Raw genomic sequence first — 12,788 nt, 5'->3', positions numbered from 1 at the left:
GCGCGCGTCTATCGCGCGGCGTCGGAAAGGCGCTCCCGGTCCTCGCGGTCGAGGGCGAGCAGGGACAGGCCCTTGCTTTCCTTCATGCACAGCGCGGCGATGAGGCTGATCGCCGCCGCCGCGCCGATATAGAGGGCGATCGGCGGCCAGTCGTCATATTCGCGCAGCAGCGCGGTGCCGATCAGCGGCGCCCATGACCCGGCGAACAGGGCCGTCACCTGATAGCCGAGCGACACGCCGGAATAGCGCATCCGCGTCGGGAACATCTCCGCCATGATCGCGGGCTGGGCCGCGTACATCAGCGCATGCACGATCATGCCGATGAAGATCGCCGCGAGGATCGGCGCGGTCGCGGCGCCGGCGAACATCGGGAAGGCGAGGAACGGCCACGCGATGGCGAGCGCCGCGCCGAGGATATAGACGGGCTTGCGGCCGACCCTGTCGGCCAGCGCGCCGATCGGCGGGATGATCAGCACATGGACGATGTGCGCGCAGAACAGCAGCGCCAGTATCTGCGTGGTGTCGACGCCGATATGCGCCAGATAGGTGATCGAGAAGGTGACGACCATATAATAGAGGATGTTCTCGCCCACGCGCAGGCCCATCGCGGTCAGCACGCCGCGCGGATAGCGGCGGAACACCTCGGTCACGCCATAGCCCGCGCCCGCCTTTTCCTCCGCCTCGGCCTTCGCGGCCTCGAAGATCGGGGAGTCGGCTACCTGGGTGCGGATATAATAGCCGATGCCGACGATCACGACCGACAGCCAGAAGCCGACGCGCCAGCCCCAGTCCAGAAACGCCTCGCCGGACAGCGTCGCCGACAGCACCAGCAGCACGATGGTCGCCAGCAGATTGCCGAGCGGCACCCCGGCCTGCGGGAAGCTGCTCCAGAAGGCGCGGCTGCGATTGGGGCTGTGTTCCGCCACCAGCAGCACCGCGCCGCCCCATTCGCCGCCCAGCGCGAAGCCCTGGACGAAGCGCAGCAGCACCAGCAGCACCGGCGCCCAATAGCCGATGCTGGCGAAGGTCGGCAGGCAGCCCATCAGGAAGGTCGAGGCGCCAATCAGCATCAGGCTGAACTGGAGCAGCGACTTGCGCCCGATCCGGTCGCCGACATGGCCGAACACGATGCCGCCCAGCGGCCGCGCGATGAAGCCGACCGCATAGGTGGCGAAGGCGGCGATCACGCCGTCCAGTTCGTTCCCGGTCTGCGGGAAGAACAGCTTGCCGAACACCAGCGTCGCGGCGGTGCCGTAGAGGAAGAATTCATACCATTCGACGACCGTGCCCGCCATCGACGCGCCCACCACCTTGCGCAGATAGGGCAGGTCCGCCTTTTCCTCATGCCGCATCGCCGTCAGCCCCCACTCTCTCCCGGTCGCCGCCGTTGCGCGGCGCGCGGGGCATTCAAGTCCATCCCGTCCACCGGTGCAAGTGCGCGTTGTTCCCCACCGGCGCAACTATGAGATTGTGTGGTGCAATTTAGAATTGACATGCATCAATATGAAACTTAATCCGGGGGCAAGGCATAAACGCGGGGCGATTGCCGCTCTGGAAGGAAATGAGGGATCATGGGTTCGGTTCGTATCCTGAGCGATGAGGATGTCGCGGCGCTGTTCGATTGGGACGGCGCGATCGCGGCGCTGCGGGCCGCCTATGGCGCGCCGGCAAGCGAGGCGATGTTCCCGCCGCGCCTGATGGCGCGGGGCGACGGGGTGTGGCTGCGCACGCTCACCGGCGTCATGCCCGGATCGCCCTATATGGGCGCCAAGATGATCGCCGCCTCGCCCAGAGCGCGGGCGGCGAGCTATCTGATCCCGCTGTTCGACCAGCGGACGACGGCGCTGCGCGCGCTGCTCGCGGGCAATGCGGTGACCGGCCTGCGCACCGCCGCGACCTCGGCGCTGGCGGCGGACCTGCTCGCGGTGCCGGGGCCGCGCCGGATCGCGGTGATCGGATCGGGCTTCGAGGCGCGGACGCATCTGAAGGCCGTCGCGTCGCTGGGCGGGGTGGAGGCGGTGACGGTGTTCAGCCCGCGCGCCGCCAGCCGCGCCGCCTTCGCCGCCGAATTCGCCGGGCAGCCTTTCGCGGTCGCGCAGGCGGAAAGCGCCGGGCAGGCCGTCGCGGGCGCCAACCTCGTCCTTTGCGCCGCGCGCTCGCGCGACGAGACGCCGACCTTCCGGGGCGAATGGATGCGCCCCGGCATGACGGTCATCTCCATCGGCTCCACCCTGCCCGAACAGCGCGAGATCGACCCGGAGGCGATCGCCCGCGCCGACCTGATCGTCGCCGATATGGTGGATGAGGTCGCCCACGACACCGGCGACATGATCGCCGCCGCGCGCGAGGGCGTGGCCTTCGCCGACAAGCTGATCGGCCTCGACGCGCTGGTTTCCGGCGCGCACCCCGGCCGCCGCTCGCCCGGCGAGATAGCGCTCTACAAGTCGGTGGGCGCGGCCATTCAGGACCTCGCCGTCGCGGGCCTGTGCGCCGATCGCGCCGAGGCGCGCGGCGCGGGCACGACGATCCCGGCCTTCGCCCCGCCGATCGACAAGGGCAAATAGACGCAAGAGCAGGGATAGGGAGCAAACAGCCGCCCGATCCGTTCCTTCACCCTCCAGCACGGAAAACGCCATGGCCAGCTACACCCGATCGACCGCCCGCGAATGGGCCCGCGAAAAGATGTTGGGCGTCGCCAACGTCACCATCCCGACGATGACGCAGGATTTCCGGCGCCTCAACGAAAAGGCGATCCGCCATGATGTGGAGCTGGCGATCGAGCACGGCTTCGTCGGCACGCTCGCCTGTTCCGAAGTGGCGATCACGCCCGACGAATATGCCGAGTTCGTCCGCATCATGGTCGATCAGGCGGCGGGGCGGCTGTTCGTCGTGCATCACGCCGTGTTCAACACGCTGGAGGACAATATCGAGGCCGCGCGCCGCGCCGCGGAGGCCGGGGCGGAGCTGGTGCTGCTCGGCTATCCGCCCTATTTCTATCCGAAGTCGCTGGAGGAGGTCCATGCCTATACCAGGGCGTTCTGCGACGCGGTCGATCTGGCGGTGATGGTGTTCCCGATCCCGACCTGGGGGTTCGGCAGGCTCGACCCCGCCGACATTCCGGTCGCGCTGCTGCGCCGCCTGGTCGACGATTGCCCGACCATCGTCGCGATCAAGGCGGAAGGGGGCATGCCCAACATCATGGCGCCGATCGAGGTGCATCGCGCCTTCCACAAGGAGGTGGTGATCTCCTTCCCGATGGAGCATGAATTCATCCCGCTCGCCCAGCTGATCGACGTGCCGTTCTGCGGCACCAATTTCTCCGCCTTCTACGGGCCGCTGCTGCCGCGCATCTTCACGATGATCCGCGAGGGCCGCTTCGAGGAGGCCACCGCCGCCTTCTATCGCATGGATGCCGCGCGCAAGGCGTTCGGCAGCGTGCCGCAGGCGGGCAACGGCCTCATCAACCGGATGATGTGGAAATATGAAAGCTGGCTTCAGGGCTATAATGGCGGGCCATTGCGTCACCCGACCGCGCGCCTCTATCAGCGCGACATGATCGCGCTGCGCCGGGGGCAGGAGGCGTCGGGCCTCGACCCGACGCGCGATCCCGACGAGGCGTTTTTCACCGGCCGCAACCCGGCATGAGGAGGATGTGATGGAAGAGCGTGCCGCGCTGCCGCTGAAGGATCCGGAACTGCTGAAGCAGGCGATGCTGATCGGCGGGCAATGGGTCGGGGCCGATGACGGCCGCACCATCGACGTGCGCAACCCCGCGACCGGCGCGCTCCTCGCCCGCGTGCCGCGCGGCGGCGCGGCCGAGACGGGCCGCGCGATCGAGGCCGCCGAAAAGGCGATGCGCGGCTGGCGCGGCGCGCTCGCCAGGGAGCGGTCGGCGGTGCTGCGGCGGCTTTACGAGCTGATGCTGGAGCATGCCGACGATCTGGCGCTGCTGATCACGTCCGAGCAGGGCAAGCCGCTGGCCGAGGGGCGGGGCGAGGTGCTCTATGCGGCGAGCTTCATCGAATGGTTCGCCGAGGAGGCCAAGCGCGCCTATGGCGACATCATCCCGCAGAATATGCACGGACGGCGCATATTGGTGCAGAAGGCGCCGGTGGGCGTGTTCGCGGCGATCACGCCGTGGAATTTCCCCGCCGCGATGATCACGCGCAAGGCCGGCCCCGGCTGGGCTGTCGGATGCGCCGGGGTGATCAAGCCCGCGAGCCAGACGCCGCTGACCGCGCTGGCGCTGGGCGTGCTGGCCGAGCGGGCGGGCCTGCCCGCGGGCGTGTGCAATGTGGTGACGGGCTCCGCCGGGGAGATCGGCGGCGCGCTGACCGCCAGCCCCGTGGTGCGCAAGCTCTCCTTCACCGGATCGACCGAGATCGGCGCGCTGCTGCTGGAACAGTGCGCGCCGACGATCAAGCGCACCAGCATGGAGCTGGGCGGCAATGCGCCGTTCATCGTCTTCGACGATGCCGACCTCGAAACGGCGGTCGCGGCGGCGATGGTCGCCAAATATCGCAATTCCGGCCAGAGCTGCGTCGGCGCCAACCGCTTTCTGGTGCAGGCGGGCATCTACGACCGCTTCGCCGCGCGCCTCGCCGGGGAAAGCGCGCGGCTGCGCGTCGGCGACGGCACGGAGGCCGACGTCGCGGTCGGCCCGCTGATCGACGACAAGGCGGTGCGCAAGGTGGAGGAGCATATCGCCGACGCGGTGGCGAAGGGCGCTTGCGTGGCGGCGGGCGGCGCGCGGCATGAGCGGGGCGGGCTGTTCTTCCAGCCCACGGTGCTGACCGGCGTGCCGCGCGACGCGGCGATCTTTTCCGAGGAGACCTTCGGCCCGGTGGCGCCGCTCTTCCGCTTCGACACCGAGGAGGAGGCGATCGCGCTCGCCAACGACACGCCGTTCGGCCTCGCCGCCTATCTCTGCGCGCGCGACGCGGGGCGGATCTTCCGCGTGACCGAGGCGCTGGAATTCGGGATGATCGGCGTCAATGAGGGGCTGATCTCCACCGAGGTCGCGCCGTTCGGCGGCGTCAAGGCATCCGGGCTGGGGCGCGAGGGCTCGCGCTACGGCATCGAGGAATATCTCGAAACCAAATATGTCGCGCTGGGCGGAATCTGACGCGCGCAGGGAGCGCGCGATAGGGGGGAGAAGGGCAGTCATGCGAAGCAGCGTCATCGCCTTCACGGCGCCGGGCAGGGCCGAATTGCTCGATCGCGCGATCGAGCCGCCGGAACCGGGGCGCATCCTGATCGAGGCGGAACTCTCGCTGATCAGCGCGGGGACGGAGCGGACCTTGCTGAAGCAGGCGCCGGACTATCCGTTCTTCCCCGGCTACAGCCTCGTCGGCCATGTCGCGGCGGTGGGCGAGGGGGTGACGGGCTTCGCGGTCGGCGACCGCGTCGCGGCCAGCGCCTCGCACGGCAGCCTTGTCGCCTGCGACGCGGATCTGGCGTTCCCCATTCCCGACGGCGTGTCCTCGCAGGACGCGGCCTTCTTCACCGTCGGCGCGACCGCGCTCTATGCGGTGCGGCTGGCGCAGATCGCGATGGGCGACCCGGTGCTCGTCGCCGGTCAGGGGCTGATCGGCCTAATCGCGACGCAGATCGCGCGCTGCGCCGGGGCGGTGCCGGTGATCGGCGTCGATCTCGACCGCAAGCGGCTCGACCTCGCGCTGGCGCTGGGCGCCGACTTCGTGTTCGAGGCGGGCGACGAGCAGGGGCTGGCCGGGGCGGCGGCCGCGCTTGCGGGCGGGGGCGTGGCCGCGACCATCGAGCTGAGCGGCGCGCCGGTGATGATCGACCGCGCCATCGGGCTGACCCGCCGCCGGGGTCGCGTGGTGGCGGCCTCGCTCAACCCGGCGGGATATAAGGTCGATCTTTACGGCGAGGCGTGGATGAAGGGGCTGTCGCTGGTCGGCGCCTATTTCAATTCCCGGCCCTGGCGGCTCGACACCGTCGAGATGGCGCCGCCGACAAACTGGCCGCTGCGCAGCTATCGCGGCGGGCGGTTCGAGGGCAACGACATCGGCACCAGCGCGGGGGATTCGGCGCTGCTGCTCGACCTGCTCGCCCATGGCCGCATCAAGGTCGCGCCGCTGGTCAGCGAGGCGGTGGACGCGAAGGAGGCGCCCGCGCTGTTCGACCGCCTGCCGCGCTCCGAATTCCTGGGCGCGCTCATCCGCTGGAAGCCCTGAGCCGGTCGGAAGGACAGGGTCGGCGGCATCGCCCGTTTGACCGATGGCAATGCGCTCAATGATCGTTCCAATCCTCCAATCCGCTGTGCTAGATTGCGGGAAGGAGAATTGACCTTGCTGAATGCCGATCTTGCCCGCCTGCGCGCCTTTCTCGACGAGACGATCGACCGGGGCGAAAACCGCCTGCCGCCCGAACCCGCATTGAGCGCCGAGCTGGGCATTTCGCGGGGGAAGCTGCGCACGCTGCTCAAGAAGCTGGAGAAAGAGGGCCTGATCTGGCGCCATGTGGGCAAGGGCACCTTCATCGGGCCGCGCCAGCTTGCGGTCGAGGATTCCCCGATTTCCTCCGCGTTCAGCGTCGACAACATCCTTCAGGCGCGCTCGGTCCTCGAACCGCAGCTGGCGGCGCTGGCGGCGATCCACGCGACGACGGACGACATCCGGGCGATGGACGCCTGCCTGGCCGACCGGGATTCCTGCACGACCATGCTGCAATGGAAGCATCTGGACGAACGGCTGCACCGGATCATCGCCCAGGCGACGCACAATGTGCTGCTGCTGACGCTCTACGACACGCTGCGCGCGCAGATGAAGCATACGCTGGACCGCCGGATCGAGCAGGTGTTCGGGGCGGAGCCCGGCCCGAAGGAGGATACCGATTCCGAGCATGCGCTGATCATCGACGCGATCCGCAACCATGATCCGCAGGCCGCCGAACGGGCGATGCGCAGCCATTTGCAGTCGGTCCGGGGCAAGCTGTTCGGGCTGGAATAAGATCAGGCGTCCACACCCGGCCTGCTTCCCGCAGCCAGCCGGTGCAGCAGCTCCTCCAGCTGGGACTGGGCATAGGGCTTGCCGAGCACGGGGCGATGGCCGAAGCCGCTGGGCAGATGCTCGGCGTCATAGCCGCTGACGAAGGCGAAGGGGATGTTCGCCTCGTCGAGCGCGCGCGCGACGCTGTCCACCGGCTCGCCGTTCAGATTGCCGTCCAGCAGCACGAACTCCGGCCCCTCGCTCGCGATCATCTCCAGCGCCTGCGCGCAGCTGGTGGCGGGGCCGACCGGCTCGGCGCCGATATCCTCGATCGCGCACATCATGTCCATCGCCACCAACGGCTCGTCCTCGACGATCAGCACGCGCCTGCCGTTCATCGCGCCGGCATCGGCGGAGGGCGGGGCGGGCGGCGCGGCGGAGGCGGCGGGGGGTGGCGGGGTTTGTTCCGCGTCCTCCGCGTCCCGCCCGTCGACGGCCATCGTCAGCGACGCCCGCATCCCTTCCGGGGGGAAGTCGATCGACGCCGTCCCGCCTTCGGGCGCGAGGCTGTTGCGGATCAGCTGCGTGCCGAAGCCGCTCCTTTCGGGCGGGGCGACGGGCGGCCCGCCCCGTTCCACCCATTGCAGCGAGAGGAAGCCGCCGTCCAGCGACCAGCTGAGCGCCACCGTGCCGGTGTCGTTGGACAGCGCGCCATATTTATGGGCGTTGGTCGCCAGCTCGTGCAGCACCAGCGCGAAGCGCAGCGCCGGTTCCGGCGCGAGGCGGATGTCGGGGCCGTCGAGCGACAGCCGCTCGCGCGCGATCGCGCCGATCGCCAGTTGCTGCTCGATCAGGTGGCGCAGCCCGGCGCTTTCCCACACCGCGGAGCTGAGCAGCGAATGGGCCCGCGCCAGCGCCTGCAACCGCCCGGTGAAGGTGTGCTGGAAATCGGCCGGGGACGCGGCATGGCGCAGGCCCTGCGCGGCGATCGCCTGCACGGTCGCCAGCGTGTTCTTGACCCGGTGGTTCAGCTCCCCGATCAGCAGCCGCCGCGTTTCCTCCGCCCGCTTGCGCTCGGTCACGTCCTGCACCTGGATCATCAGGCTGCGCGGATAATGGCCCAGCCCGGCGAGCGCGGAGCAATGCCATTCGCCATGCCGCTCCTCGCCGTCGGCGCGGCGGAAGCGGTGCTCCTGCACGGTGCGCCGGTCGTCGCCGTCCAGCAGCGCCTGCATCGGCGTGAGGAAGCTCGCGGCCTCGTCGGCGATCAGGAAGGGCGCTTCGCTGAGGTGCAGGCCGATCATCGCGGCCTCGGGATAGCCGAACATCCGCTCGCCGCCCTGGGTCCAGGTGCAGATGCGCAGCGCGGCGTCCAGCTCCAGCACCGCCAGCGGCGAATTGTCGCCATGGGCGCGCAACCGGCCGAGCGCCATCGCGATCTCGTCGCGCTGGCGCGCCAGCTCCTTGCGCTGCGCCGCCAGCTCCACGAACACGTTCACCTTGCTGGCGAGGATCGTCAGGTCGAGCGGCTTCAGCAGATAATCGACCGCGCCCGCCTCGAAGCCGCGAAAGCGCCGCTTCTCCTCGGTGGCGACGGCGGTGAGGAAGATGATCGGCACATGGCGCGTGCGTTCGGTGCCGCGCATCAGCTCGGCCAGCTCGAAGCCGTCCATCTCCGGCATCTGCACATCGAGCAGCGCCAGCGCGAAATCCTGCCGCAGCATCAGCTCCAGCGCCTCGAATCCGCTGCGCGCGCGGACGATCTCCACCCCCGGTCGGCGCAGCGCGGCGTCGAGCGCGACCAGATTCTCCTCGATATCGTCGACCGCGAGGATGTGGATGGGTTCAACCTGCACGCCGCGCCTCCCGTTCCGGCTGGATGGTGCGCCGGTAGATCTTCTCCTCGCGCACGAAATCGCTGAAATCCTCCCTGTGCTCGGAAAAGCGCAGCGTTTCCCGCGACCCCAGCCCCAGAAAGCCGCCCCGCGCGAGCGAGCGGGAGAACAGCCCCAGCGCGCGGTCCTGAAGGGTGCGGTCGAAATAGATGAGCACGTTGCGGCTGGATACCAGATGCACCTCGGAAAACACCTCGTCGCTGACCAGATTGTGATGGGCGAACACCGCACGCCGCCGCAGGCTGGGGTCGAAGCGCGCCGCGCCGAAACCGGCGGTGTAATAGTCGGAAAGCGAGCAGGGCGCGCCCGACAGGCGGTGGTTGCGGGTGAAGCCGGCGATGCGGTCGAGATCGTAGATGCCCGCTTCCGCCTTGTTGAGCGCGGCGGGGTTGATGTCGGTGCAATAGAAGACGGTGCGCTCCTCCAGCCCTTCCTCGCGGAACAGGATGGCGAGCGAATAGAATTCCTCGCCATTGGCACAACCCGCGATCCATACCTTCAGCGACGGCCAGGTGCGCAGATAGGGGATGACCCGGCTGCGCAGCGCGGCGAAATAGGTCGGGTCGCGGAACATCTCGCTGACCTGGATGGTGAGGAAATCGAGCAGCGGCGCGAGGCTGGCGGGGTCGTGCAGCACGATATGCTGAAGCTCCGCCAGCGTGGCGCAGCCGAAATGCGCCTGCGCCCGTTCCATGCGGCGGCGCACCGATTCGCGCGAATAGTTGCGGAAATCATATTGGTGCCGCCTGCGGATCGCCTCCAGCAGCAGGTCGAGCTCTATCTCGTGCCCGGCGGGGTCCTCGCTGCTCATCGCGACATCCACACCCGCGCCAGCGACAGCAATTTGGTGATGTCGAGCGGCTTGGCGAGATAGTCGTTGACCCCGGCGTCGAGGCAGGCGCGCTGGTCGCTTTCCATCGCCTTGGCGGTGAGCGCGATGATCGGCAGGTCGCGCCAGCGATGCTGCCGCCGTATCTCGCGCGTCGCGGCGAGGCCGTCCATCTCCGGCATCATCACGTCCATCAGCACCAGATGGACCGGGCTCGCCTCGCCCCGCGCCACCTTGTCCAGCTCGTCGAGCGCCTCGCGCCCGTTGCGGGCGATCCGCACCGCCACGCCGTGCGGCTCGAACACGCTGGTGAGCGCATAGATGTTGCGGATATCGTCCTCGACCAGCAGCACGGTCCGCCCTTCCAGCGCGGCGTCGCGCCCCAGCGCCTCGGCCAGCATCCTGCGCTGCGGTTCGGGCAGTTCGGACACGACCTGGTGGAGGAACAGCGTCACCTCGTCCAGCAGCCGCTCCGGCGACTTGGCGCCCTTGACGATGATGGATTTGGAATAGCGCCGCAGCCGCAACTCCTCCTCGGCGGAAAGGTCGCGGCCGGTATAGACGATGACGGGCGGGAAGCCGGTCTGGTCGTCGGTGCTCAGCCGCTCCAGCAGGTCGAGCCCCGGCATGTCCGGCAGGTTGAGGTCGAGCACCATGCAGTCGAACGTCCCGCCGCCCAGCTTTTCGAGGCAGGCGGCGGCGGTCCGCACCTCCACCGTCTCCACGTCGCGCGAGGCTAGCAGATGCCGCATGCTGGTCGCCTGCTGCTCGTCATCCTCGACCACCAGCACGCGGCGCAGGCGGCGCTCCATCCGCGATTCCAGCCCTTCGAGCATCTCGACCAGCGCGCTGCGCGCGACGGGCTTCAGCAGATAGCCCACCGCCCCGCCGGAAAGCGCCGCCTGCGCCGCATCCTCCACCGACACCACATGCACCGGGATGTGCCGCGTGCGCATGTCGCGCTTGATGCGGTCGAGCACGGACAGGCCGGAATGGTCGGGCAGGCGCAGGTCGAGGATCACCGCCTGCGGCAGATATTGCCGCGCCATCAGCGCGCCTTCGTCGGCGGTGCCCGCGATCAGGCACTGGAAGCCCAGTTCATGCACCAGATCGCGCAGGATGGCGGCGAAGGCGGGATCGTCCTCGACGATGAGGATGGTCCGCACGTCGCCGGACAGCGTTTCCCGGTCGTCGTCCATGAAGGGCGCGCGCGGTTCCGCCTCGGCCGCGGGCGGGGAGATGGCGGCGATGGCGGCCTCGCCCCCGGTCCCTCGTGCGTCATGGCGGGCGGACGGTGCTTCCCCGCCGCTGAACGCCAGCGGCAGGCGCAGGGTGAAGGCGCTGCCTTCGCCGAGCCCGCTTTCGAGGGTGATGCCGCCGCCCAGCAGATGGGCGAGGTCGCGCGATATCGAAAGTCCGAGGCCGGTCCCGCCATATTTGCGGCTGATGCTGCCGTCCGCCTGCCGGAACGCCTCGAAGATCGCCCCATGATGCTCCGGCGCGATGCCCGGCCCGGTATCGCGCACGGTGAAGGCGACATGATCGTCCGCCGACGCCACCCGCAGGCAGACCTCGCCCTGTTCGGTGAACTTGATCGCGTTGGAGAGGAAGTTCTTCAATATCTGTTCCAGCCGCACCGGATCGGTCTCGATCGACGGCGGCAGGCCGTCCGCCTGGTCGATGCGCAGGCGCAGGCCCCTGGCTTGCGCCATCGGGCCGAAGCCGCGCAGCAGCTTGTCGGCCAGCGGGCGGATCGGCACCGGCCGGGCGTCGATCTCCAGCTGGCCCGCCTCGATCTTCGATATGTCGAGCACGTCGTTGATCAGCACCAGCAGGTCGTTGCCCGCCGTCTCGATCGTCTCGGCGAAGCGGATCTGCTCCTCGTCCAGATTGCCCCGGCGATTGTCCGCCAGCAGCCGTGCCATGATCAGCAGCGAGTTGAGCGGCGTGCGCAGCTCATGGCTCATATTGGCGAGGAATTCCGACTTGTAGCGGCTGGCCTGCTCCAGCTCCCCCGCCTGCCGCCGGAGCGCGCCCTGCGTGCGGCTCAGCTCGTCGCGCTGCATTTCCAGCGACCGGGTCTGCTCCTCCAGCTGGACATTGATCTGCTGCAATTCGGCCTGCTGGCTTTCCAGCTTCGCCTGCGCCTGCAACAGATTCTGCGTCTGGGTTTCCAGCTCGTCGTTGCTGGCGCGCAGTTCCTCGCTCTGCACCTGCAATTCCTCGGCCTGCTGCTGCGTCTCGGTGAGCAGCAGCTGGAGCCGGTCGCGATAGCGGGCCGAGCGCAGCGCCGTTCCGAGCATCGCGCCGATGCGGTCCATGAACAGCGGCGCCTGCTTCACCCGCGCGCCCGGTTCCGCCAGGAAGCCCAGCTCGAACACCGAATTGACCTCGCCGTCCGCCGTCCCGGTGGCGATCAGTACCTGCCTCGGTTTGGCGCGGCCCAGCGCGGAGCCGAACGTCAGATAGCCGTCCGGCACGTCGGTGATGACGAAGCCGCGCCGGTCGCGGGCGGCCTGGCCGATCAGGCCGTCATCGGCCGCCAGCCGCCGGGCGATCGCGCCTTCGGGCACGCCATAGGCCGACAGCAGCGGGAAGCCGTCCTCCTCGCGCGCGAAGATCGCGCCCGCCCGCGCGCCCAGCCGCTGCACCAGAAAGGCCAGCGCCCGGTGCGCGACCTCCTCTGGCGTCAGGTCGCCGCTCACTGCCGCCGCAAGCGCGATCTCGCCGTCGCGCAGCCATTGCTCCTCGCGCGCGGCGTTGCGATAGCGGATGAAGAGGACGCCGATGCACGCCAGCACCAGATTGGCGAGCATCGCCAGCGACCGGTTCATCAGCGCGATTTCCGGCTCGATGCCGGCGGGCGCGTAATTATAGCCGATGGCGGTCAGGATCGACGCGGCGATCGCGAAGCCCACCGGCGCGACCATGTGCGGCGCGAGATAGGCCAGCACCGTGGGCACGAGATAGACCACCCACACCGCCGTGCCGAGCGGGTAATAGAGGTCGGCCGCAAAGGTGAGCAGGAGCAGGCAGGTCAGTGCGAAATAGAGCAGCAGGTTGAGCGCCGCACCGCGAATTGGTGACATTCATCACTTCTCTTCGGGGTTT

At 68.9% G+C, this 12,788-nt stretch carries 9 protein-coding genes; 5 read left to right on the top strand and 4 right to left on the bottom strand.

Annotated features, from left to right (window positions below):
- Positions 1-8: 8 nt before the first annotated feature.
- Complete coding sequence (locus GGR43_RS13360) at positions 9-1,352, bottom strand: MFS transporter (RefSeq protein ID WP_188072480.1); 1,344 nt, start codon at positions 1,350-1,352, stop codon at positions 9-11.
- 219 nt (positions 1,353-1,571) lie between these two features.
- Here GGR43_RS13360 and GGR43_RS13355 point away from each other — a divergent pair, with 219 nt between their 5' ends.
- The 5 genes from GGR43_RS13355 (at position 1,572) to GGR43_RS13335 (ending at position 6,974) form a co-directional block, all read left to right on the top strand.
- Positions 1,572-2,564, top strand: coding sequence for an ornithine cyclodeaminase family protein (locus GGR43_RS13355; protein WP_188072479.1), 993 nt, complete (start codon positions 1,572-1,574; stop codon positions 2,562-2,564).
- A 70-nt stretch (positions 2,565-2,634) separates the two neighbouring features.
- Entirely contained in the window at positions 2,635-3,645 is a 1,011-nt protein-coding gene (locus GGR43_RS13350) for a dihydrodipicolinate synthase family protein (RefSeq protein WP_188072478.1), read from the top strand.
- Between the two features lie 10 nt (positions 3,646-3,655).
- Positions 3,656-5,125 (top strand): NAD-dependent succinate-semialdehyde dehydrogenase, encoded by a 1,470-nt coding sequence (locus GGR43_RS13345; protein ID WP_188072477.1) that lies wholly within the window; start codon positions 3,656-3,658, stop codon positions 5,123-5,125.
- Positions 5,126-5,165: 40 nt separating this feature from the next.
- Positions 5,166-6,200, top strand: a complete 1,035-nt coding sequence (locus GGR43_RS13340) for a zinc-dependent alcohol dehydrogenase (protein ID WP_188072476.1) — start codon at positions 5,166-5,168, stop codon at positions 6,198-6,200.
- 108 nt (positions 6,201-6,308) lie between these two features.
- Positions 6,309-6,974: a FadR/GntR family transcriptional regulator gene (locus GGR43_RS13335; RefSeq protein WP_188072475.1), complete on the top strand. Its 666-nt coding sequence runs from the start codon at positions 6,309-6,311 to the stop codon at positions 6,972-6,974.
- A 2-nt stretch (positions 6,975-6,976) separates the two neighbouring features.
- Here GGR43_RS13335 and GGR43_RS13330 read toward each other — a convergent pair whose 3' ends face one another.
- Genes GGR43_RS13330 through GGR43_RS13320 form a run of 3 tightly spaced genes read right to left on the bottom strand, consistent with a single transcriptional unit; the run spans position 6,977 to position 12,766 of the window.
- Entirely contained in the window at positions 6,977-8,809 is a 1,833-nt protein-coding gene (locus tag GGR43_RS13330) for a response regulator (RefSeq protein ID WP_188072474.1), read from the bottom strand.
- On the bottom strand, positions 8,799-9,659 hold the full coding sequence (locus tag GGR43_RS13325; RefSeq protein ID WP_188072473.1) for a CheR family methyltransferase: 861 nt from the start codon (positions 9,657-9,659) through the stop codon (positions 8,799-8,801). The genes GGR43_RS13330 and GGR43_RS13325 overlap by 11 nt, the downstream gene beginning before the upstream one ends.
- The gene (locus GGR43_RS13320; protein WP_188072472.1) at positions 9,656-12,766 is read right to left on the bottom strand and encodes a response regulator; all 3,111 of its coding nucleotides are present in this window, start codon (positions 12,764-12,766) and stop codon (positions 9,656-9,658) included. The genes GGR43_RS13325 and GGR43_RS13320 overlap by 4 nt, the downstream gene beginning before the upstream one ends.
- Between the last annotated feature and the right edge of the window lie 22 nt (positions 12,767-12,788).

Source organism: Sphingobium jiangsuense, assembly GCF_014196495.1.
Classification (GTDB): Bacteria; Pseudomonadota; Alphaproteobacteria; order Sphingomonadales; family Sphingomonadaceae; genus Sphingobium; species Sphingobium jiangsuense.
This window is presented reverse-complemented; position numbering and strand designations above follow the sequence as displayed.